At 67.0% G+C, this 21687-nt stretch carries 20 protein-coding genes; 4 read left to right on the top strand and 16 right to left on the bottom strand.

What is annotated here, in order from left to right; genetic code table 11:
- From QN347_RS14800 to rimP, 13 genes are all read right to left on the bottom strand, one after another.
- The coding region (locus QN347_RS14800) for a histidine-type phosphatase (protein ID WP_323494104.1) at positions 1–1017 on the bottom strand (1017 nt) is incomplete at its 3' end.
- Between the two features lie 53 nt (positions 1018–1070).
- Positions 1071–2822, bottom strand: a complete 1752-nt coding sequence (locus tag QN347_RS14795) for a DUF885 domain-containing protein (RefSeq protein WP_322160585.1) — start codon at positions 2820–2822, stop codon at positions 1071–1073.
- 142 nt (positions 2823–2964) lie between these two features.
- Complete coding sequence (gene pnp / locus QN347_RS14790) at positions 2965–5343, bottom strand: polyribonucleotide nucleotidyltransferase (protein ID WP_322160583.1); 2379 nt, start codon at positions 5341–5343, stop codon at positions 2965–2967.
- 173 nt (positions 5344–5516) lie between these two features.
- Complete coding sequence (gene rpsO / locus QN347_RS14785; protein ID WP_010183700.1) at positions 5517–5786, bottom strand: 30S ribosomal protein S15; 270 nt, start codon at positions 5784–5786, stop codon at positions 5517–5519.
- A gap of 20 nt (positions 5787–5806) precedes the next feature.
- Positions 5807–6814, bottom strand: coding sequence for a tRNA pseudouridine(55) synthase TruB (gene truB / locus QN347_RS14780; protein WP_322160581.1), 1008 nt, complete (start codon positions 6812–6814; stop codon positions 5807–5809).
- The gene (locus QN347_RS14775) at positions 6811–7515 is read right to left on the bottom strand and encodes a site-2 protease family protein (RefSeq protein WP_322160579.1); all 705 of its coding nucleotides are present in this window, start codon (positions 7513–7515) and stop codon (positions 6811–6813) included. Before QN347_RS14775 ends, truB begins: the two co-directional genes overlap by 4 nt.
- Before the next feature lie 15 nt (positions 7516–7530).
- The gene (locus tag QN347_RS14770) at positions 7531–8109 is read right to left on the bottom strand and encodes a thymidine kinase (RefSeq protein WP_322160577.1); all 579 of its coding nucleotides are present in this window, start codon (positions 8107–8109) and stop codon (positions 7531–7533) included.
- Positions 8110–8489: 380 nt separating this feature from the next.
- Positions 8490–8891, bottom strand: coding sequence for a 30S ribosome-binding factor RbfA (gene rbfA, locus QN347_RS14765; protein WP_322160576.1), 402 nt, complete (start codon positions 8889–8891; stop codon positions 8490–8492).
- 155 nt (positions 8892–9046) lie between these two features.
- The gene (gene infB / locus QN347_RS14760; RefSeq protein WP_322160574.1) at positions 9047–11851 is read right to left on the bottom strand and encodes a translation initiation factor IF-2; all 2805 of its coding nucleotides are present in this window, start codon (positions 11849–11851) and stop codon (positions 9047–9049) included.
- Positions 11848–12561, bottom strand: coding sequence for a DUF448 domain-containing protein (locus QN347_RS14755; protein ID WP_322160572.1), 714 nt, complete (start codon positions 12559–12561; stop codon positions 11848–11850). Before QN347_RS14755 ends, infB begins: the two co-directional genes overlap by 4 nt.
- 187 nt (positions 12562–12748) lie before the next feature.
- Positions 12749–12985 (bottom strand): 4-oxalocrotonate tautomerase family protein, encoded by a 237-nt coding sequence (locus QN347_RS14750; RefSeq protein WP_322160570.1) that lies wholly within the window; start codon positions 12983–12985, stop codon positions 12749–12751.
- Positions 12985–14616: a transcription termination factor NusA gene (gene nusA, locus QN347_RS14745; RefSeq protein ID WP_322160568.1), complete on the bottom strand. Its 1632-nt coding sequence runs from the start codon at positions 14614–14616 to the stop codon at positions 12985–12987. Before nusA ends, QN347_RS14750 begins: the two co-directional genes overlap by 1 nt.
- Complete coding sequence (rimP, locus tag QN347_RS14740; protein WP_322160567.1) at positions 14616–15194, bottom strand: ribosome maturation protein RimP; 579 nt, start codon at positions 15192–15194, stop codon at positions 14616–14618. The genes nusA and rimP overlap by 1 nt, the downstream gene beginning before the upstream one ends.
- A 263-nt stretch (positions 15195–15457) precedes the next feature.
- On the opposite strand from rimP, the gene QN347_RS14735 reads away from it, so the two are divergent.
- The gene (locus tag QN347_RS14735; protein WP_323494103.1) at positions 15458–16657 is read left to right on the top strand and encodes a PQQ-dependent sugar dehydrogenase; all 1200 of its coding nucleotides are present in this window, start codon (positions 15458–15460) and stop codon (positions 16655–16657) included.
- Between the two features lie 7 nt (positions 16658–16664).
- Here the strand turns inward: QN347_RS14735 and QN347_RS14730 are convergent, their stop codons facing one another.
- A complete protein-coding gene (locus QN347_RS14730) occupies positions 16665–17042 on the bottom strand; it encodes a PaaI family thioesterase (protein ID WP_133190120.1) in 378 nt (125 codons plus the stop codon).
- Positions 17042–17479 carry a PaaI family thioesterase gene (locus QN347_RS14725; RefSeq protein WP_189675525.1) on the bottom strand — a complete coding sequence of 146 codons (438 nt, stop codon included), beginning with the start codon at positions 17477–17479 and terminating at the stop codon, positions 17042–17044. Before QN347_RS14725 ends, QN347_RS14730 begins: the two co-directional genes overlap by 1 nt.
- 152 nt (positions 17480–17631) lie before the next feature.
- Here QN347_RS14725 and QN347_RS14720 point away from each other — a divergent pair, with 152 nt between their 5' ends.
- The 3 genes from QN347_RS14720 to QN347_RS14710 all read left to right on the top strand — a co-directional run bounded on the left by QN347_RS14720 (position 17632) and on the right by QN347_RS14710 (position 21286).
- The gene (locus tag QN347_RS14720) at positions 17632–19167 is read left to right on the top strand and encodes an acyl-CoA synthetase (RefSeq protein ID WP_322160562.1); all 1536 of its coding nucleotides are present in this window, start codon (positions 17632–17634) and stop codon (positions 19165–19167) included.
- A 17-nt stretch (positions 19168–19184) separates the two neighbouring features.
- The gene (locus tag QN347_RS14715; protein ID WP_322160560.1) at positions 19185–19973 is read left to right on the top strand and encodes a crotonase/enoyl-CoA hydratase family protein; all 789 of its coding nucleotides are present in this window, start codon (positions 19185–19187) and stop codon (positions 19971–19973) included.
- A gap of 218 nt (positions 19974–20191) precedes the next feature.
- Complete coding sequence (locus tag QN347_RS14710) at positions 20192–21286, top strand: FUSC family protein (RefSeq protein WP_322160557.1); 1095 nt, start codon at positions 20192–20194, stop codon at positions 21284–21286.
- Here the strand turns inward: QN347_RS14710 and QN347_RS14705 are convergent.
- Positions 21281–21685 carry an acyl-CoA thioesterase gene (locus QN347_RS14705; protein ID WP_323494102.1) on the bottom strand — a complete coding sequence of 135 codons (405 nt, stop codon included), beginning with the start codon at positions 21683–21685 and terminating at the stop codon, positions 21281–21283. The two genes, QN347_RS14710 and QN347_RS14705, sit on opposite strands and share 6 nt — an antisense overlap.
- Positions 21686–21687 lie beyond the last annotated feature (2 nt).

The raw sequence follows: 21687 nt of genomic DNA, 5'->3' as shown, positions 1-21687 counted from the left end.
CGCGCCGCCCGGAACGGGATCGTCGGCGGCGATGCCCGGCACGCGCCAATGCAGGTCGAGCAGCCCGGCGAGGTTGGCGACTTGCGTGTCGTGCCCCGCGATCATCGCGATCGTCGGCGCGGTTGGTGCGTCGTCCGACAGCCAGCCGACGATCCGCGGGCTCAGCCCCGCCATGTTGCGCGCCGCGATATAGGGCGCGCGCGCGAGCAGACGGAACTCGAGCGCATGGAACGCACCGAGCGCGGTGACATCGGCGGCGGTGGCGCGGCCCCAGCCGATCTCTGCCACGGGCTTCCCCTCGGCATATTCGAGCAGCAGGATCTGCGCCGCGGTCGAGGCGCGGTCGAGCGCGCCGCCGAGCTTGGGGCGCGTCGTCGCGGTGGCGGGGGTGAGCGTCGAGGGCTCGCGCATGACGCCGCACTCGGTCTTCGCCGCACCGCACAGGATGCGATCGAGCCGCGCGAGCAGCGGCGTTACGTTCCGCTCGACCGCCGCGATCCCGCTCGGCCCGACCGCTGCATCGACCGCAGCGGCGGCGCGCGCGGGGTCGAGCGGGGCGTGGCCGTCGGCGATCTGGTTGAACAGCGGATCGGCCTCGTCCTGCGCGCGATGCTCGATCACGATCGCGCAGCCGGGCGCGAGCCCGGTGGCATAGCTCTGCGCGGTCGCGATCGTGCGCTGGTCGCTGTCGGCGAGCAATGCGACGCGCGTCGGGCACGCCGTCGCGGGCATCAGTCCGCTCGCGGCAAAGCTTGCCCTGTCCGCGCCCGCGACCGCCACCACCGCGGCGGCACCGTGCGGGGTCAACCAGCCGGGCGCGACCGGCCAGCTCGGCCACGCCTCGGCGGTGACCCCATGCGGCATCGGCGGCGCCTTGGTCGGCGGGCGGATGCCGTGGCGCATCAGCAGCACGACGCGATCGACCTTGAGGCCGGTCGGGGCGTTCGGCGCGGGCGCAGCGCCACCGAGCGCCGCCACGGCAAGCGCGAGTGCGGCAAGCCGCAGCGGGGTCTTCATGGGTCTGTCTCCTTCGCCCCGCCTTGCCCGCTTTGTATGACAGCCGTGCGGCGTCAGGCGGCGCGTTGCTCGCGCGCGATCCAGGCGTCGATCTGCGTGTCGAGCAAGTCGAGCGGCACCGCGCCATGTTCGAGCACCGCATCGTGGAAGCGCCGCACGTCGAACTTTGCGCCGAGCTTGGTCTCGGCGCGCTGGCGCAGTGCGAGGATCTTCAATTCGCCGAGCTTGTAGGCCAGCGCCTGCCCCGGATTGGTGATGTAGCGATTGACCTCGGCCTCGATATTGGCGTCGGTCAGCGCGGTGTTGGCCTTCATGAAGGCGAGGGCCTGGTCCTTGGTCCACCCTTGCGCGTGCAGCCCGGTATCGACCACCAGCCGACACGCGCGCCACATTTCGTACGACAGCCGCCCCATGTCCTTTTCGGGCGTGTCGTAAATGCCGAGCTCGATCCCGAGATGCTCCGAATAGAGCCCCCAGCCTTCGACGAAGGCGGTGAAATTGGTGTCGTATTTGCGGAAGTCGGGCAGGCTCATTTCCTGCTGCAGCGCAATCTGGTTGTGATGCCCCGGCACTGCCTCATGGCTCACCAGCGCGGGCAGCTCATAGAGCGGGCGCTGGTCGAGCTTCGATGTGTTGACGTAGAACGTTCCCGAAATCCCGACCTTGGGCGATCCCGGCATGTAATAGGCGGTCGGGCTGCTCGGCGCGGTTTCGGCCGGGATCGCGCGCACGCCGTAGGGCAGGCGCGGCAGCGTGCCGAACAGCTTGGGCATATTGCCGTCGTTCGCCTTGGCCTGCAGCGCGGCGGCGCTCATCAACTCGGTCTCGCTCTTGGCGTAATATTTCGGGTTGGTGCGCAGTTCCTGGATGAACGCCTCGCGGCTGGCAAAACCGGCCTTTCTGGCGAGCGCTTCCATCGCGGTCTTGATGCGCTTGACCTCCGACAGGCCGATATCGTGGATCTGCGCCGGCGTCAGATCGGTCGTGGTCTGCTGGCGTACTTGGAAAGCGTAGTATTTCGCGCCCTCGGGCAGCGCCGCGGCGCCGACGCTGACGCGGCACTTGGGGAGATAGGCGGTGCGATAATAGTCCGCGATCTTGCGATATTCGGGGTTGATCGTGTCGGTGATCAGCACGCGCGCGCGGCTCTGCCAGTCGGCCCATTCGGTGTCGCTCATCCCCGCCGGGCGGTTGCCCTTGAACGGCGCGTAGAAGCGCGAATCTTCGGGCTTGGCGGTGATCACGCCGGAGATCGTCGTCTCGAATCCGTTCAGCGCGGCGCACGGTTGAACATAACCGCCCGCGACGGCTTGCCGCGTGATCTCGAGTTGCTGCGCATTGGCACCGGGGAATTGCGCGAGCCGGATGAGGTAGCTCTTGAAATCGGCGCGCGTGCGCACCGGCACCGTGTCGGCGAGCCCGGCGAAGCTCTGGTACCAGCTGCCGAGCGTGGTGAAGGTGATCATCCGCTCGCCGAAACCGTTCGCCTCGATCTGCTCGGACAGGATGCGGCGCAGGATCGCCTTGTTGGTGCGGTCCTCGTCGGTCAGCTTGGCCGCCGGGATCGCATCGAGCCGCTTGATGAACAGCGCCGCCTGCGCCGCCTGGCGGTCGAGCTCGGCCAGGCTGAAATCGCCGAGCCGATCGTCATAGGCGTGGACGCCGAGCGAGGTCGCATAGACCGGGTTCGATTTGAGGAACCACGCCCAGTGATCCGCGATGACGCGGTGGAGATCGTCGGCGGGTGCGGCAAGCGCGGGCGCGGCGACGGTGGCGAGCAAGGCTGCGAGAACGAAACGACGCATGGAATCCCCCTTATGTTGGGGCAAGCCTAGGCGAAGTTTCGGCAGCCGATAAGAGCCGGTTTCTACGCAGTTCGAGCGCGCACGAAAAAGGGGCCCGGATCGCTCCGGGCCCCTCTCTCACCTTAGCCTTGCGGCCAGGGTGTTAGTCGCGATCGCCGGTCAGGAACGCCGGAGCGAACTCGGGCGCAGGGCCGTCCTCGTTGCCGCCAGCGGCGCGCTCGGGGCGTGCACCGCCGCCATCGCGGCGGGGACCACGGCCACCGTCGCCGTCACGACGCGGGCCACGGCCTTCGCCGCCGCCACCACCGCCGCGCGGACCACGATCGCCGCCGCCCGGGCCACGGCCACCGTCGCCATCACGACGCGGCGGGCGCGGACCACGGTCGCCGCCTTCGCGCGGCTCGCGCGCTGGGCGCGTGTCTTCGAGCTCGGCACCGGTCTCCTGGTCGACGACGCGCATCGACAGGCGAACCTTGCCGCGCGGGTCGATCTCGAGGACCTTGACCTTCACTTCTTGACCCTCGGAAAGAACATCCGAGACCTTCTCGACGCGCTCGTTCTTGATTTCGGACACGTGGACGAGGCCGTCCTTGCCACCCATGAAGTTCACGAACGCACCGAAGTCCACCAGGTTGACGACCTTGCCGTCATAGACCTTGCCGACTTCGGCTTCCTCGACGATGCCCTTGATCCACTTGATCGCGGCTTCGATCTGCGCGGTGTCGGACGACGACACCTTGATTACGCCCTCGTCGTCGATGTCGACCTTCGCGCCGGTCGTCGCGACGATCTCGCGAATGACCTTGCCGCCCGTGCCGATCACGTCACGGATCTTGGTCTTGTCGATCGTGAAGGTCTCGATGCGCGGTGCGTGCGCCGAGAGTTCCTCACGCGTGTGGTCGAGCGCCTTGGCCATTTCGCCGAGGATGTGCGCACGGCCTTCCTTGGCCTGCGCCAGGGCAACGCGCATGATCTCGTCGGTGATGCCGGCGATCTTGATGTCCATCTGCATCGTGGTGATGCCGGCCTCGGTGCCTGCGACCTTGAAGTCCATGTCGCCAAGGTGATCTTCGTCGCCGAGGATGTCCGAGAGAACCGCAAAGTCCTTGCCTTCGAGGATCAGGCCCATCGCGATGCCCGAAACCGGGCGCTTCAAGGGAACGCCAGCGTCCATCATCGACAGCGAACCACCGCACACCGTCGCCATCGACGACGAACCGTTCGACTCGGTGATGTCCGACAGAACGCGGATCGTGTACGGGAACTCGTCCTTCGACGGCAGCACCGGGTGCAGCGCGCGCCAGGCGAGCTTGCCGTGGCCGACTTCACGACGGCCCGGCGCACCGAAGCGACCGACTTCACCGACCGAGTAGGGCGGGAAGTTGTAGTGCAGCATGAAGTTCTCGTACGACAGGCCGGTCAGTCCGTCGATCATCTGCTCGGCGTCCTTGGTGCCGAGCGTGGTGGTGCAGATCGACTGCGTCTCGCCACGCGTGAACAGTGCAGACCCATGCGCACGCGGGAGGAAGTGCACCATCGCCTCGATCGGACGGATCTGCGTGGTGGTACGACCGTCGATGCGCGTGCCGTCCTTGAGGATCGCACCGCGGACGATCTCGCCCTCGAGCTTCTTGACGAGCTTGCCGGCCGCCATCTGGTCCTGCGGGGCGGCATCGGCGAAGGCTTCGCGAGCCTTGGCGCGGACTTCGTACAGCAGGTGCGAGCGCTGGCCCTTGTCGGTCACCTTGTAGGCAGCGGCAATGTCCTTGCCGACGAGCTTGCGCAGCTTGTCCTTGGCGGCGGTGAGATCGGCCTGGGCGGCCATTTCCCACGGATCCTTGGCAGCCTGCTCGGCAAGATCGATGATCAGGTTGGCGGCTTCGCGGCACGCCTTGTGCGCGAACTGGACGGCGCCGAGCATGACCTCTTCTGAAAGCTCCTTGGCTTCGGATTCGACCATCATCACGGCGGCGCCGGTTGCGGCGACGACCAGGTCGAGCTCGCCCGACTTGGTCTGCTCGACGGTCGGGTTGAGGATGTATTCGCCATCGATATAGCCGACGCGCGCTGCGCCGATCGGGCCCATGAACGGCACGCCCGAGATGGTGAGGGCAGCCGATGCGGCGACCATCGCGAGCACGTCGGGCTCGTTCTCGCCGTCATACGACAGGACCTGGCAGATCACGTTGATCTCGTTGTAGAACCCTTCGGGGAACAACGGGCGGATCGGGCGGTCGATCAGGCGGCTGGTCAGCGTTTCCTTTTCGGTCGCGCCGCGCTCACGCTTGAAGAAGCCACCGGGGATGCGGCCGGCAGCCGAGTACTTTTCCTGGTAATGGACGGTCAGCGGGAAGAAGTCCTGGCCTTCCTTCACGCCCTTGGCGGCGGTCACGGCGCAAAGCACCACGGTCTCGCCGAGCGTCGCCATCACGGCGCCGTCTGCCTGGCGCGCGACGCGGCCGGTTTCCAGCGTCAGCGTCTTGCCACCCCATTGGGTGGTTACGGTCTTGGTATCGAACATATCGTTTCCTTCAACACCACTGGCCGGATGCCAGTGGGGCCTATGTGCGGACTAGCCGGTCCGCGCGGTTCGGAGCCTTTCGTGGCTCCCGGCCAAACCGCCGAATTGCGGAATGGCGAAAGGGGTTGGATGTAGAAACGGCGCCCGAGGGCGCCGTTCCATGAGGTCCTGAGTTACTTGCGCAACCCGAGCTTCGCGATGAGGGCGGTATACCGCGCCCCGTCCTTGTGGCGGAGATAGTCGAGCAGCGTGCGCCGCTTGTTGACCATCATCAGCAGCCCGCGGCGCGAATGGTTGTCCTTCTTGTGGCCCTTGAAGTGCTCGGTCAGGTTGCGGATGCGCTCGGTGAGGATCGCGACCTGGACTTCGGGGCTGCCGGTGTCGCCTTCGACGCGGCCATGTTCCTTGACGAGCGCGTCTTTGCGCTCTGCAGTGATCGTCATGCTTCTTCCTTCGACATCATTCAGAGATTGAAACCGCGAACGACGCGAACCTCGCGGTTCTCGACTTCCACCAGAGCGACGGGAATTTCTTCCGATGTCGCGAAGTAGGAGCCATCGTCGGCGGCGATCCCGATCAACACCCGCCCCTGACGGAGCAGCCCTGCCTGATCGGGGGAGAGGGAGAGAGCCGGGATGTCGTCCAGCCCCGCCCTCAATGGCAGGAGTTTGTCTTCAAGGGCGCGCGCCTGCCCGAGTTCGGCCAGTTTGTCCAGCGATATCGCGTTTTCGAGGGTGAACGGGCCGGCCTTGGTGCGGCGCAGCATGGTGACGTGGCCGACGGTGTTTAGGGCAAGCGCGATGTCGCGGGCGAGGGAGCGGATATAGGTGCCCTTGGAAACGTGCGCGGTGAAGGTGACGTGGTCGAGAGGAAGAAGAAGGCCCTCATCCCGATCTTCTCCCGCGAAGGCGGGAGAAGGAGAGGGAGCGGAAAGCCCTCTCCCGCCTTCGCGGGAGAGGGTTGGGTGAGGGCCTTCTTCTCGAACGCAGACGAGCGAATGGATCGTCACAGACCGGCTCGCCAGCACCACCGCCTCGCCAGCGCGCGCAAGATCATAGGCCCGCTCCCCATCCACCTTCAGCGCAGAGTAAGCCGGCGGCACCTGTTCGATCGGCCCGGTGAAGCGCGGCAAAACAGCCTTGACCAGCGCCAGCGTCGGCCGCACCGCGCTCTCGGCAATCACCTTGCCCTCGAGGTCGAGCGTGTCGGTCTCCGCCCCGAACGTCACGGTAAAATCATACACCTTGTCGCTGTCGAGCATCCGCCCGGCGAGCTTGGTCGCCTCGCCGAGCGCGATCGGCAGCACGCCGGTGGCGAGCGGATCGAGCGTCCCGCCATGCCCGACCTTGATGCCGCGCTTGCTGACATCGTAGCCCGACGCCCGCAGCGCGCGCTTGACCGCGGATACCGCTTGCGTCGAGCCCAGCCCGAGCGGCTTGTCGAGAATCAGCCAGCCATGCACGCCGCTCACACCCCGCCGAGCTGGGCGATCCGCAGGAAGACATCCGCCACGGCGTTGGCGATCGGTCCGATCACACGGCGGATGATGTCGAGCTGCGGGCTGATCATCGGCAGCACGAACAGCAGGATCAGCAGCAGCGGCAGCCCGAAGCGCGCGAGCTTGGCGTACTGGATCGCCGCGGCGCGCGGCAGCAGGCCCTGCACGACATGCCCGCCATCGAACGGCGGCAGCGGGATCAGGTTGAAGACGCCCAGAAACACGTTGATCAGCAGGAAGCTGTAGAGCACGTCGAACGCGAAGCCGACCGCCGTATGCGGTGCGCCCTCGGCCGGAACGCCGCCGGCGAGCCCGACGAACGCCGCCAGCCCCAGCGCGGTCAGCGTCGCGAGCACGAAGTTGGTCGCGGGGCCTGCCAGCGCGACCAGCATCATATCACGCCGCGGGTTGCGCATCTGCGACGCGATCACCGGCACGGGCTTGGCCCAGCCGAAGATCGGCGCGTGTGCGATCGCCAGAATCATCGGCAGCACGACCGTCCCGATCGGATCGACATGTTTGATCGGGTTGAGCGTCAGCCGCCCCATCCGCTCGGCGGTATGGTCGCCGAGGATCCGCGCGACATAGCCGTGCGCGACCTCGTGGAACACGATCGCGATCACGAGCGGGATGAGCCACACCGCGATGGTGTAGGGCAGGTCGGGATTGGTCATCGGGGTCCGTTCGGGTCAGGCGGCGAAAAGCGCTTCGCTGAAATGGCGACGACACAGCGCAATGTACAGATCGTTGCCGCCAATCTCGGTCTGCGCCCCCGCCGCGACCGCGCGGCCGGTGGGATCGACGCGCAGGTTCATCGTTGCCTTACGCCCGCACGCGCAGACCGATTTGATCTCGATCAGCGAGTCGGCGATCGCCAGCAACCGCGCCGAACCCTCGAACAAGGCGCCGAGGAAGTCGGTGCGCAGCCCGTAGGCGAGCACGGGAATGCCGTGGAAGTCCGCAAGGGTAGCAAGCTGATCGACCTGGGTGGCGGTGAGGAATTGCGCTTCGTCGACCAGCACGCAGGCGGGCGGAGCCTCGCCCTCGCGCGTCACGACCGCGATGAGATCGGTGTCGCGATCGAACGCAATCGCGTCGGCGGCGAGCCCGATCCGCGAGGTGATCGTCCCCGCGGCAAAACGATCGTCGACGCCTGCGGTGAGCAACACCGTGCGCATCCCGCGCTCGCGATAGTTGAAATCGGCCTGCAGCAGGTTGGTCGATTTGCCCGCGTTCATCGAGGCATAGTAGAAATAGAGCTTGGCCATCAGGACAAGAAGCGGGAAGATCGACGGATGTCCAGTGTCATTCCTGCCAGCTTTTACCCTGTCGTGGTCGTTGGAGACCGGTACCAGGGTGTCTATAGTTGCGGCGCTTGGTTCGCTCTCGGGTGCGCCGATCGGTTAGTTGACGGCGTGATGCGCGCGGCTTGGGTCATAGAGAACGGCCCGGGGCGCGATGACGTAACCGCCAGTTTGTTTTGGACGCATCCGCCAGCTTGAATCGCATCGGGTGCGACACCGGATCTGGCTGTTACAAAGCTGCTCGGTCAAGCGGCGGATATCGACAAACCGTGGAGCCCGCCGCCATTTGAAGACGATCCCTACAATAGGAACCACCTATGCGGCGGCTGAGCGCGCCATCGCTATTAGCTTTCTGTAGGGTTCTCTAAATCCCGAGCCACCTTCGGATCGCGCAGCAATGTGTCGATGTGGCTGCCTTCGTCGAAGCTGTCGTCCGCGAGGAACTTGAGCTTGGCGGCATATTTCATGTGGACGCGCGCCGCGACCTCGCGCTGGAGGTAGGCGGTGTTGGTGCGCAACGCCTTCAGCACGGCTTCCTCGTCGCGGCCGAGCAGCGGCTTCATGAACACCGTCGCATGGCGCAGGTCGGGCGACATGCGGACTTCGGTGATCGTCACGGAATGCTTGGCGAGCACCTCGTCATGGACGTCGCCGCGCGCGAGGATATCGCTCAGCGTATGGCGCATCTGCTCGCCGACGCGAAGCAGGCGGACGTTGCGGGATTCGGCGGTTTCGTTGGGGCGCATGGCTAAAGCCTAAAGCCCTCGCCCGCCTTGGCGGGAGAGGGTTGGGTGAGGGTCTTCTTCGTCGAGGCGAGACGAGCAGGAGGAAGAAGAAAACCCTCACCCTCCCGCTGCGCGGGCCCCTCCCTCTCCCGCGAAAGCGGGAGAGGGAAACACGATTACAGCGTGCGTTCGCGCAGTTCGACTTCGAACGTTTCGAGGAAGTCGCCCGGCTTGATATCGACGAAGTTCGACGTGAAGGTCACGCCGCACTCCAACCCTGCGCGCACTTCGGCAACGTCATCCTTGAAGCGACGCAGCGAGGCGATCTCGCCCTGGTAGATGATGACATCCGCCCGGGTGATACGCGCCTTGAGCGCCTTGCGGATGTTGCCCTCGGTAACGAGCAGACCCGCTGCCTTGCCGTGCTTGCCCGCCGAGAAGACCTCGCGGATTTCGGCGCGGCCGACGACCGTCTCGAACGCTTCCGGCCCGAGCTCGCCCGCCATGCCGGCGCGGATCTCGTCGGTGAGGTCGTAGATCACGTCGTAATATTTGAACGCAACCTTGTGACGCTCGGCGATCTCGCGGGCCTTGGCGTTCGGACGAACGTTGAAGCCGATGATCGGCGCACCGCTGGCACCCGCCAGCGTAACATCGCTCTCGGTGATGCCACCGACGCCCGAATGCAGCACGCGCGCCTTGATGAGATCGGTCGAGATCTTGTTGATCGCGCCGACGATGGCCTCGACCGACCCTTGCGTGTCGGCCTTGACCACCAGCGGATATTCGATCGCCTGCTTTTCCTTGAGCGCCGAGAACATCGACTCGAGGCTCGCCGGACCACCGCCGGTGCGCTTCGAGGTGATGACGCTCTGGCGGTACTCGGCGACTTCACGCGCACGCGCTTCGTTCTCGACCACCGACAGCGGATCGCCCGCACGCGGGACACCCGAGAGACCGAGGACCTCGACCGGCATCGACGGGCCGGCTTCCTTGATCTGCTGGCCCTTGTCGTTGGTCATCGCTCGGACCTTGCCGCTCTCGGCGCCGACGACGAAGATGTCGCCGACCTTGAGCGTGCCGCGGTTGACGAGCACGGTCGCGACCGGACCACGGCCCTTGTCGAGCTTGGCTTCGATCACGGTGCCTTCGGCCGCGCGGTTCGGGTTGGCCTTCAGTTCGAGCAGTTCGGCCTGGAGCTGGATCTTCTCGATCAGCTCGTCGAGCCCGGTCTTCTTGAGCGCCGAGACTTCGACGTCCTGGACGTCGCCCGACATTTCCTCGACCACGACTTCATACTGCAGGAGGGCCTCGCGGACCTTCTGCGGATTGGCGTCATGCTTGTCGACCTTGTTGATCGCGACGATCATCGGGACGCCAGCGGCCTTGGTGTGGTTGATCGCCTCGACCGTCTGCGGCTTGATCGCATCGTCCGCCGCGACAACGAGCACGACGATGTCGGTCACGTTGGCGCCGCGCTGGCGCATTTCGGTGAAGGCTTCGTGGCCCGGCGTGTCGAGGAAGGTGACCTTCGACTTGTCCTTCAGCGTCACCTGATAGGCGCCGATATGCTGGGTGATGCCACCGGCCTCACCGCGCACCACGTCGGTGCCGCGCAAAGCGTCGAGCAGCGAGGTCTTGCCGTGATCGACATGGCCCATGATCGTGACCACCGGCGGACGCGGCAGCAGCGTGTCCTCGGGATCGGCATCGGTCTCGATCGCGATGTCGATGTCCGAATCGCTGACGCGGACGATGTTGTGGCCGAATTCGGTCACCAGCAGCTCGGCCGTATCCTGGTCGATCGTCTGCGTCATCGTGACGGGCGAGCCCATCTTGAAGAGCATCTTGACGAGGTCGGCGCCCTTCTCGGCCATGCGGTTGGCGAGTTCCTGGACGGTGATCGCTTCGGGCACGACGACGTCGCGGACTTGCTTGGCCTGCACTTCGCGCGGGCCACCCATGCGGCGATGTTCCTTTTCGCGCGCACGCTTGAGCGCGGCGAGCGAACGGGCGCGGGCGCCGTCGCCGCCGTCGAGCGCACGGTTGACGGTCAGCTTGCCGCCGCGACGCTCGTCGCCCTTGCGGTCACGCTGGCCGGGACGCGCGGGTTCGTTCGGCGCAACCGGCGCGGCGACGCCGATGGCGGGACGCTTGGCGGCACCGGCAGCACCTGCAGCCGGCGTGGCGGCAGCAGGCGTCGGCTCGGGCGCCGGGGCAGGCGGTGCCGGACGCGGACGCTCGGGACGCGGCACTGGCGTGAACAGGCGCGGCGCCGGCATCGACGGATCGCGCTCGAGGCTCAGCGGACGCAGCACCGGGGCAGGCGGTGCGGCTGGCGCGGGAGCAGGGGCCGGCGCAGCAGCGACGGGCGCAGGCGCAGTCGGAGCGGCGACCGGAGCCGCCGCCACATGGGCGGGCGCGGGTGCGGCTTCGACGGCCAGGGCCGGTGCGGCAACGGGCTCAGCAGCTTCGGCAACCGGGGCCGCGACGGGCTCGGGCGCCGGCTGCGGCACGGGGTCGGGCGCGGCGGCGCTGTCGGGCGCATCGCCGGCACGGCGATTTTCCTCGGCGCGGCGGCGCTCTTCGGCTTGCGCCTCGATCCGCAGCCGCTCTTCGCGGCGACGCGTTTCCTCGAGCGCGTTCATCCGCGCTTCGTCGGCTTCGCGCAGCAGCTTGGCCTGGAGCTCCTGGCGCGACAGCAGCGAATTGCCGGGCGAGACGGGCGGGGGCGGCGGCGGGGTCGGCGCGACCGGACGCGGCGCGGCGACGGGCGCCGGTGCCGGAGCGGCCTGCTCGACGGGTGCCGCGACCGGCGCGCCGCCGGGCCCGAGCACGCGACGGCGCTTCACTTCGACCTGGACGGTATTCTGTCGTCCATGGCTGAAGCTCTGCTTGACCTGGCCGGTCTCGATCGTGCGCTTCAGCCCGAGCGGCTGACGCATTCCGAGTTTCGGCTTTTCGTTGTCGGTATCGCTCACTCAAATTCCTCGCATGTGTCGTCGTCAGCCGCAGCAGGGATGCCACTTCCCGCCGGGTTGGATATGTGCGCCGATGCGCCTTGCGACGGTGTTTCGCAAGCCACGAGGGCGGATTCGGGGCCGATGAAATGCAGCCAGCGGTTGAGCGTTTCGCCCACCCGCTTTGCAGCATCGCGTTCTGTCAGGCCGATATGTACCACATTCTGCCGACCTAGCGCCACGGCCAATATGGTGCGTGACACCGGCAGTGCCAACCCCCGCAAAGCGCTGCCTTCTTCATCGTTGCCGATTCGCCACGCCTGGTCGAGCTTGCGGTTGCCGTCGGTGCCTGCGTCGGACGCGTGGAGCAGCATGGTGAGCTTGCCCGAGCGTGCCGCGGTCTCGATCTTGTCCGAGCCGGTGAGCAGATGGCCAGTGCGGGCCTCGAGGCCGAGTCGGTCGAGCACGGCGCGTTCGAGCGCGGTCGCGATCATCTGCGGCAGGTCGTCGGGGATCAGCACCGGACCGGTCTTGAACGCGCGGGCGAACGCGCCCTTGAGCTTCCCCTTGGCGATCGCGGTTTCAAGCTCGGCGCGCGTCACGCCGATCCATGCACCGCGGCCGGGGGCCTTGGCGCGCACGTCAGGGAGGACGTGGCCGTCGGGCGACAGCGCGAGTCGCACCAGCGCTTCGCGCGGCGCGCGTTCGCCGAGCAGGATGCAACGTCGCACCGCTTCCTCCCCCTCCCGCTTGCGAGTTTCAGGTGAACGATGCCCCGCATCGTTCAGGTCAGGCTGGGAGCCTGACCGACCTGAAACTGGGTTAGGGGAGGGGCTGTCAGCAGGGGACGCGCCCTCGTCAGGCCCTCCCCCAGCCCCTCCCGCAAGCGGGAGGGGAGTTTCGGTAGCGCCTAGCGTCTCATTGCGAGGATTCCGCATGAGCGTCCTCCTGCGGCTTGGGGGTGGGCGCATCACGGTCGGCGAGCAGGATCCCGCCCGCGCCATAATTCTCGAGGCTCACTTCTTCGATCACGATCTGCACCGCAGCCGGGTCCTTGCCCAGCCGCCCGACGAGCGACTGGGTGACATCGGCGACGATCGCGGACTTCTGGTCCTTGGTCGCGCTGCCCGAAATGCGGATGCTGACGAACGGCATCAGGCTTCGCTCTCCTCCGAGGCAGTCGCTGCCGCTGCCGGCTCTTCGTCGAACCAGTGCGCGCGTGCGGCCATGATGATCTCGTTGCCCTGCGCTTCGCTCAGGCCGTACTCGCCGAGCACGCCGCCCTTGTCCTCGGGGCGCTTGTTGGCGTCGGCGCCCTCGGCGCGGCGGCGCTGTTCCTGGCGCTTCTTCTGGATAAGCTCGTCGGTCGCAAGATCGGCGAGGTCGTCGAGCGTCTTGATCCCGGCCTTGCCGAGCGTGACGAGCATCGCCTCGTTGAGATGCGGCAGCTCGGCGAGTGCGTCCTCGACGCCCATCGCGCGGCGTTCCTCGCGGTTCGTCCCTTCGCGACGCTCGAGCGCCTCGGCGGCGCGGCTCTGCAGCTCGGCGGCGAGATCGTCATCGAAGCCTTCGATCGAGGCGATTTCCTCGACCTCGACATAAGCGACTTCCTCGAGTGCGCCGAAGCCCTCGGCGACGAGCAGCTGCGCGAGCGTCTCGTCGACGTCGAGCTCGGTCTGGAACATCTCGGTGCGCTCGGCGAATTCCTTCTGGCGCTTCTCGGACGCGTCCTGCTCGGTGAGGATGTCGATCGCCTTGCCGGTGAGCTGCGATGCCAAACGCACGTTCTGGCCACGACGGCCGATCGCGAGCGACAGCTGATCGTCGGGAACGACGACTTCGATGCGGTCCTCTTCCTCGTCGATCACGACGCGGCTGACCGAGGCCGGCTGCAGCGCGTTGACGACGAAGGTCGCGGTGTCGGGCGACCACGGAATGATGTCGATCTTCTCGCCCTGCATTTCCTGGACGACCGCCTGAACGCGGCTGCCCTTCATGCCGACGCACGCGCCGACCGGGTCGATCGACGAATCATGGCTGATCACGCCGATCTTCGCGCGCGAACCCGGGTCGCGCGCAGCGGCCTTGATCTCGATGATGCCGTCGTAGATTTCGGGGACTTCCTGCGCGAACAGCTTCTTCATGAAGTCGGGGTGTGCGCGGCTGAGGAAAATCTGCGGCCCGCGATTCTCGCGGCGGACGTTGAGGATCAGCGAGCGGATGCGGTCGTTGACGCGGACGACTTCGCGCGGGATCTGCTGGTCGCGACGGATCACGCCCTCTGCGCGGCCGAGATCGACGACGACATGGCCGAACTCGACACGCTTGACGACGCCGGTGATGATCTCACCCATGCGGTCCTTGAACTCTTCATGCTGGCGCTCGCGCTCGGCGTCGCGGACCTTCTGGAAGATGACCTGCTTGGCGGCCTGCGCGGCGATGCGGCCGAATTCGATCGGGGGCAGCGGATCGACGATGTAGTCGCCGACGACCGAGTCCTTCTGGAGCTTCTGCGCTTCCTTGAGGTTCACCTGTTTGAAGTAATCGTCGACCGCCTCGACCACTTCGACGACGCGCCACAAGCGGAGGTCACCGGTGTTGGGATCGAGCTTCGCGCGAATGTCGTTCTCGGCGCCGTAGCGCGCCTTGGCGGCGCGCTGGATCGCGTCTTCCATCGCCTCGATGACGATGCCCTTGTCGATCATCTTCTCGGTGGCGACGGCGTTCGCAATGGCGATCAGCTCGGCGCGGTTGGCGGTAACGCCTGAAGTTCCTGCGGTGGCCATCACTTGTGTCCTTCGTCTTCAATGCCCTCGGGCAGCGCTTCGTCTTCGATTTCTTCTTCTTCGACGCCCTCGATCGAAAGCGGCCGGGTGGCCGCGATCAGCGCGTCGGTCAGCACCAGCTTGGCGGTGCCGACCTGGTCGTACCCGATTTCCATCTCGCCATGCTTGGGGAGATAGATGATGATGCGATCGCCCTCGACGCCCTTGAGCAACCCGGTGAGCACCTTGCGGCCTTCGATCGGCGCGGCAAGCACGATGCGCGCCTCATGCCCGGTCCAGTCGGCGAAGTCCTTGAGGCGCGTCAGCGGCCGGTCGATCCCGGGCGACGACACTTCGAGGCGATATTCGTCGGTGATCGGGTCGCGGCCCTCGGCCTCGAGCGTGTCGAGCACGTCGGAGATGCGGCGCGACAGTTCGGCGCAATCCTCGATCGTCAGCTGGCGCGTATCGGGGCGCTCGGCCATCACCTGCAGCGTGAGGTCGCCCTTGCCGCCGAACAGCTTCACGCGCACCAGATCGAAACCCAAAGCCGCGGCTTCGGGAGCAATCAGGGCGGTCAGATCGGGCGTTTCGGCCAATGGAAATCCTCGAGTCGGTTCGGCAAAGGGGCTCGGCGCCGGAACCGGGGGGCTCCAGCCTCTTCACCTGACGATGTAGAGAGTAATTGCGATATAGGCGCAAGCGCGGGGGCTGGCAAGCCGTTCTCGCGAGCGCGTCACCCCGAACCTGTTCCGGGGTCCACGGTGCAGCGTACGCCCACGCCCGCTGTCTGTGTCGCACGGTGGACCCCGGAACAAGTCCGGGGTGATGGCGGTTTTCGAAACACTTACAGGAGAACTCCATGTTGTCGTCGTCCCGCACGCCTTTCGTTGCTCTGGTGCTGGCCGCGACGGCCTGCTCCGCGCAGCCGCAGCAATCGAACGCCGCGGCGGCGGCACCGACCCCGACGGCACGGCCGAGCCGCGCGCCTGTGACCAGCCTGCCCGACGATGCGCCCGCGGCGACCGTCGCCAACGTCCCCGCAACGACGGGCCAAGCGAACCGCGCCGCGACCAAGCCGCCGTTTGCGCAAGCGACGCTCGCAACCTTCAGCGAGCCGTTCGCGATCGCGGTGCTGCCCGACGGCAGCGCGCTCGTCACCGAGAAGGCGGGCAAGATCAAGCTGCGCCGCGTCGACGGGTCGATCGCCGATATCACCGGCGCGCCCAAGGTGCTCAACGACAATCAGGGCGGCCTGCTCGACATCGCGCCTGCGCCCGATTTCGCCAAGAGCAAGCTCGTCTATATCAGCTATTCCGAACCGCGCCCGGGCGGCAGCAGCCTGGCGCTCGCGCGCGGGCAGTTCACCGGAACGGCTCTGGTCGACCTGCAAGTGCTGTGGCGCGCCGGATCAGATGGTGTCGGCGGACAGTTCGGGGCGAACATCGCCTTCGCACCCGACGGCAAGTCGCTCTTCCTCTCCTCGGGCGAGCGGCAGCGCTTCACGCCGGCGCAGGATCCCGAGCAAGCGCTTGGCAAGATCCTGCACCTGACGCTCGACGGCAAGGCGGCGCCGGGCAATCCGATGGCGGCAGCGGGCGGGGTGCGCGCGGAGACGTGGAGCAGCGGGCATCGCAACCCGTACGGCTTGGTGTTCACACCCGATGGCCGACTGTGGGAAGAGGAGATGGGGCCCAAGGGTGGCGACGAGCTCAATTTGATCCTGCCGGGCAAGAATTACGGGTGGCCGATCGTTTCCAACGGCGACAATTATTCGGGCAAGCCGATCCCCGATCATCCCAGCCGCCCCGATCTCGAAGCGCCCAAACTGTGGTGGAACCCGTCGATCTCGCCGGGCGGGATGGCCTATTATTCGGGCGCGATGTTCCCGGCGTATCGCGGCTCGCTGCTGATCGGCGCGCTGTCGGGCGAGTCGCTGATCCGCGTTGCGCTCAACGGGGACAGTGCGACGGTCGCCGACCAGTGGGACATGGGCGCGCGCATTCGCGACGTCGCGCAAGCGCCCGATGGGGCGATCTGGCTGCTGCAAGATGACGGGTAGCGGGTGATTACCCCCGCACGATCAGATAGTTCATCCGCGCCGCGGCAATGGGCTTGGCCGGATCATCCTGCCACGCCGTCGCCTCGACATTGGCGACGCGCCCGCCGAGCCGCGTCACGACCCCGCGCGCGAAGGTCGGTTTCTCGCGCCCGCCGCGCATGTAATCGACCGTGACGTTGATCGGCTTGATCTGCCCGCCGCCATCCTCGGCCAGCGCATATTGCAGAGCGACGATCGCGGCCATTTCGAGCATCCCGCCGATCGCGCCGCCGTGCAGATAGCCGGGCCGCCCGAGCAAGCTGGTCGCGCTCGGCATCGTCAGCAGCGTCGGATCGTCGCCCTCGGCAACGGCGATCCCAAGCAGGTCGGCATAAGGCGGCAACATCAGGCGGCATCCGTGAACATGAAGGTGCCCGCGACATGCGCAAGCGGATCGGCCGGGTCGCCGTCATGCGCCTGGCCGCGCACGAACGAGATCGAGCGCGTGATACGATAGCATTCGCCGCGGCCGTACACCGTCTTGCCCGGTGTCGCGGGGCGCAGATAGTCGATCCGCAGGTCGAGCGTCGCGTGCGGGCGGAAGGCGCCGAGCTTGGTCCACACCGCAAGGCTCGTCGCCATGTCCATCATCGTCAGGATCGGCCCCGAGGCGAGCACGCCGCTCGCCGGGTCGCCGATCAGGTCGGTCTGATAGGGGAGCTGGAGCTCGACCCAGTCGGGCCCGTGGCTGTGATAGCTCAGCTTGAGCAAGCCGCCATGCCCGCCGACGCCAAGCCGGCTGAAGCGTTGCGGGTCGAAGGCGGAGGGGGTGTCGGCGGCCATGATGCCGGGCGCTGTATCGCAAAGCCGCGTGCGTGCAAGCGTCGAGCGATGTGGCATTGGCGAGCCGCTTGCGGCGTTCGGCAGGCCGGTATAGCATCGCGTTGCAAAAGAAAACGAAACGGCCCGCAAGCGGCCGTTCTGGAGGGTCTGAAATGTCGCATCCGAGCGTGCACGCGCGCACCGATCCCGGCAAACCCGCGCTGATCGTCGCCGAAACCGGCGAGCGCGTCAGCTTCGCGGAGCTCGACGCCCGCTCGAACCGCGCGGCGCACCTGTTCCGCGCGAAGGGGCTGAAGGCCGGCGACACGATCGCGCTGTGCCTCGAAAACAGCCCGGCCTTTTACGACATCGCCTGGGGGGCGCAGCGTGCGGGGCTGTTCTTCGTCTGCATATCGACCAAGCTGACCGCATCTGAAGTCGATTACATCTTTAAGGATTCGGGCGCGCGACTCGTGATCGTCTCGGCCAGCCTCGCCGGAGTGACCGCCGCGCTGGGCACCGAGCTCGCGCGCTTTTCGGTCGGCGGACCCGTGGCGGGATGGGCGGCGTGGGAAGACGCGGTCGCCGCGATGCCGGATGCGCCCATCGCCGACGAACGTGCGGGCGTCGACATGCTCTACTCGTCGGGAACGACAGGACGCCCCAAGGGCGTGCGCGTCGCGCTGCCCGAGGATCCCGACATTGCTGCTGGCACCGTGCTCGAAATGCTCGCGCGCGGACTGTACGGGTTTGGCCCCGACAGCATCTATCTCAGCCCGGCGCCGCTCTATCACGCCGCGCCGCTGCGCTGGTCGATGACGGTGCAAAGGCTCGGCGGCACCGTCGTGATGATGGAGCATTTCGACCCCGAGGCCGCCCTCGCCGCGATCGACCGCTATCACGTCAACGCCAGCCAATGGGTGCCGACGCATTTCGTGCGGATGCTCAAGCTCGATCCGGCGACACGTGCGCGCCACGATCTGTCGAGCCTCAAGGTCGCGATCCACGCCGCCGCGCCTTGCCCGATCCCTGTAAAAGAGGCGATGATCGACTGGTGGGGGCCGGTGCTCTACGAATATTATGCCGGGTCCGAGGGCAACGGCCTGACGACGATCGCCTCACCCGAATGGCTGGCGCACAAGGGCTCGGTCGGCAAGGCGGCGTACGGCGTGCTCCACATCTGCGGCGAAGATGGCGCCGAACTGCCGCCGGGCGAGCAGGGGCTGGTCTATTTCGAGGGCGGTACGCCGTTCGAATATCACAACGACCCGGCCAAGACGGCGGAGGCGCGCAACGCGCACGGCTGGACGACGCTCGGCGATATCGGGCGGATCGATGGCGACGGCTATCTTTACCTCACCGATCGCAAGAGCTTCATGATCATCTCGGGCGGGGTGAACATCTATCCGCAGGAAATCGAGAACCGCCTGATCACCCACCCGCGCGTCGCCGATGTCGCGGTGATCGGCGCGCCGTGCGCCGAAATGGGCGAGCGCGTCGTCGCGGTGGTCCAGCCAGTCGATATGGCGGAAGCGGGGCCGGCCTTCGCTTCCGAGCTCACCGCGTGGTGCCGCGCCGAGCTGTCGGGGGTGAAGACACCGCGCCAGATCGATTTTGCGGCGGAACTGCCGCGCCACGCGACGGGCAAATTGTACAAGCGCTTGCTGCGCGACCAATATTGGGCAGAGATCGGCGCGCCGAGCGTGTGACGCCGATGGAGAGACAGATGAACGACCGCGTATCGACCACGATCACCGATCATATCGCCGACGTCCGCCTCGCGCGCGCCGACAAGATGAACGCGATCGACCCGGCGATGTTCGAAGGTATCGGCGCGGCGATCGATGCGCTGCATCCGCGCAAGGACGTGCGCTGCGTCGTGCTGTCGGGCGAGGGGCGCGCGTTCTGCGCCGGGCTCGACATGACGAGCATGGCGGGCGGCGGCTCGGGGCTGTCGCGCAACGAGCGTAACGAGCAAGGCGCGATCCTGCCGCAGCACGTCACCTGGGGCTGGCGCAATCTGCCGATGCCGGTGATCGCCGCGGTCCACGGCGTCGCGTTCGGCGGCGGCTTCCAGATCATGTCGGGCGCCGATATTCGCATCGCCGCGCCCGACACGCGCTTTGCGATTCGCGAAAGCTATTGGGGGCTGGTGCCCGACATGGCGGGCTTCCCGATCTGGCGCGGGCTGGTGCGCGACGACGTGCTGCGCGAGCTCGTCTACACCTCGCGCGAATTCGGTGCCGAGGAAGCGCTCCACCACGGCTTCATCACGCGCATCGCCGAGGATCCGCATGCCGCGGCGCTGGCGCTGGCGCACGACATCGCCGCCAAGAGCCCCAACGCGATCCGCGGTGCCAAACGGCTGTGCTCCATGGCATTCGACGCCGATCCGCGCGCGATGCTCGAGGCCGAGACCGACGAGCAGGTCAAGGTGATCGGCCAGCCGCCGATGATGGAGCAGGTCGCGGCCAACATCCAGAAGCGCCCGGCGCGGTTCGGAGATGCGGATTAAGCGGGCACTGCCGCTGGACGTCTAGCCTCCGCCTTCCGCCGTCTGCACCGCTGTCTGCCGCGACCCCGCCTCTCTTCGTCACCCCGGCCTTGTGCCGGGGTCCACCGTGCCGCGTATCCTGCGGCATGCATTTCGTTGTCACGGTGGGCCCCGGCACAAGGCCGGGGTGACGGGAAGTGGCCTTTAAGCGCCGCCCGCTTTGCGCCATAGCCACCGCAATGCAGCGTCGGCTCACCCAGGTCTTCCAATCCCGCGTCGGCCGCGCCCTCTCGACCTTCTTCTCGCCCGGCCCGCGGATGATCGACGAGCTCGAATGCGTGGCCTCGGTCGCGCTGGCGATCCTGCTCGCGCACACGATCGGCGCGAAGAGCGTCGCCTGGGCGGCGTTCACCGGTTTCGTGCTGATGCGCGGCCATGTCGCGCAGACGTTGTTGCGCGGGTTGCTGCGGATCGTCGGCACCGCGGTCGGGGCGGGGGCGGCATTGCTGATCGTGCCCTATGCGGTGCGCTCGCTCCCGATGGCATCGCTCGCGGCGGCGGTGATGGGGGCGATCGGCCTGTACGGGATGCTCACCGCCAAGCGCGCCTATGCGTGGCTGCTGCTCGGCCTGACCTTCGAGCTGATCCTGCTCGACACGCTCGAGCATCCCGCGCTCGACACGCTGGCGTTTGCGCAGACGCGGTTGCTCGAAGTGCTTGCGGGCACGGCGGCGTGCGTCGCGGTCAGCCTGATCTCGACGCTGACCGTGCGGCGGCGCTGGCCTGCGCCGCCCGCGGTGCCGGCGCAGCGGATCGGCTGGCATCGCGACGCCGCGCGCCACGCCGCGCAAGCGGGCGTGACGCTCGCGCTGCTGCCGCCGCTCCATGCGCTGTTCGGGATCCCGCAATTGGCGCAGGCAAGCGTGACTGTGATGACGGTGATGATCGTACCGGTGGCGCGGCTCGGGCGCAGCGGCCTGGCACCGGTGAGCAAGCGGCTGTGGCACCGCGCGCTCGGCTGCATCGGCGGTGGCGCGCTGGCCGCCGCCGTGCTGATCGTCGCGCACGGATCGGCGCCCGTGCTGATCGCAGGGACGTGCCTCGGCGTCGCGATCGGGCGGCATATCGAAAATGCCGGCGGGCGCGTGCCCTATCTCGGGCTGCAATTCACGCTGGCGATCCTGGTGACGCTGGTGCCCGACAGCTATGCCGAGGTGGCGATCCGCCCGGCGCTCGAGCGGCTGACGAGCATTTTCATCGGTATGGCGCTGATCGAACCGGTACTGCTCGTCTGGCACTTTGCGTCGCGGCGGATGCCCGCCACCGCATCATAGCCGCAGGCGGTTGGCCTCCAATCCTGCACGGAATTCGTCAGGCAGTGCGGTGAGCCCGCCACTCGCGCTCATCACCAGCACGACATCGCACGTCGCGATGCACGCGCCGTTCTGGAAGGCGGCCGAAAGGATGTTCCAGCTGCGGGTGCCGATCTCGCCGATCCCGCTCGCGATCTCGACATCGGCGGGGAAGAAGCCCTCGCCAAGATAATTGATCTCGACCCGCGCGACGAGCCAGCGATGCCCCGCCCAGCCGTGCAGCTTGATCGCCTGGTTGAAGCGCACCCGCCCGCTTTCGAACAGCGCCGCCATTGCGACATTGTTGATATGGCCGAGCACGTCGAGATCCTGGAAACGCGTCTGGATCGTGACGGTATGGGGGCTGTCTCTTATACACATCT

The organism is Sphingomonas sp. 10B4 (assembly GCF_035019905.1).
GTDB classification, from domain to species: domain Bacteria; phylum Pseudomonadota; class Alphaproteobacteria; order Sphingomonadales; family Sphingomonadaceae; genus Sphingomonas; species Sphingomonas glacialis.
Note: the sequence above shows the minus strand (reverse complement) of the source record. Positions and strands in the feature narration are given on the sequence as shown.

Excerpts from the sequence above, each read along its gene's own strand:
- QN347_RS14795 (WP_322160585.1), bottom strand. The coding sequence starts at position 2,822 with ATGCGTCGTTTCGTTCTCGCAGCCTTGCTCGCCACCGTCGCCGCGCCC.
- pnp (WP_322160583.1), bottom strand. The coding sequence starts at position 5,343 with ATGTTCGATACCAAGACCGTAACCACCCAATGGGGTGGCAAGACGCTG.
- rpsO (WP_010183700.1), bottom strand. The coding sequence starts at position 5,786 with ATGACGATCACTGCAGAGCGCAAAGACGCGCTCGTCAAGGAACATGGC.
- QN347_RS14775 (WP_322160579.1), bottom strand. The coding sequence starts at position 7,515 with ATGACCAATCCCGACCTGCCCTACACCATCGCGGTGTGGCTCATCCCG.
- QN347_RS14770 (WP_322160577.1), bottom strand. The coding sequence starts at position 8,109 with ATGGCCAAGCTCTATTTCTACTATGCCTCGATGAACGCGGGCAAATCG.
- rbfA (WP_322160576.1), bottom strand. The coding sequence starts at position 8,891 with ATGCGCCCCAACGAAACCGCCGAATCCCGCAACGTCCGCCTGCTTCGC.
- QN347_RS14750 (WP_322160570.1), bottom strand. The coding sequence starts at position 12,985 with ATGCCGTTCGTCAGCATCCGCATTTCGGGCAGCGCGACCAAGGACCAG.
- nusA (WP_322160568.1), bottom strand. The coding sequence starts at position 14,616 with ATGGCCACCGCAGGAACTTCAGGCGTTACCGCCAACCGCGCCGAGCTG.
- QN347_RS14735 (WP_323494103.1), top strand. The coding sequence starts at position 15,458 with ATGTTGTCGTCGTCCCGCACGCCTTTCGTTGCTCTGGTGCTGGCCGCG.
- QN347_RS14730 (WP_133190120.1), bottom strand. The coding sequence starts at position 17,042 with ATGTTGCCGCCTTATGCCGACCTGCTTGGGATCGCCGTTGCCGAGGGC.
- QN347_RS14725 (WP_189675525.1), bottom strand. The coding sequence starts at position 17,479 with ATGGCCGCCGACACCCCCTCCGCCTTCGACCCGCAACGCTTCAGCCGG.
- QN347_RS14720 (WP_322160562.1), top strand. The coding sequence starts at position 17,632 with ATGTCGCATCCGAGCGTGCACGCGCGCACCGATCCCGGCAAACCCGCG.
- QN347_RS14715 (WP_322160560.1), top strand. The coding sequence starts at position 19,185 with ATGAACGACCGCGTATCGACCACGATCACCGATCATATCGCCGACGTC.
- QN347_RS14710 (WP_322160557.1), top strand. The coding sequence starts at position 20,192 with ATGCAGCGTCGGCTCACCCAGGTCTTCCAATCCCGCGTCGGCCGCGCC.
- QN347_RS14705 (WP_323494102.1), bottom strand. The coding sequence starts at position 21,685 with ATGTGTATAAGAGACAGCCCCCATACCGTCACGATCCAGACGCGTTTC.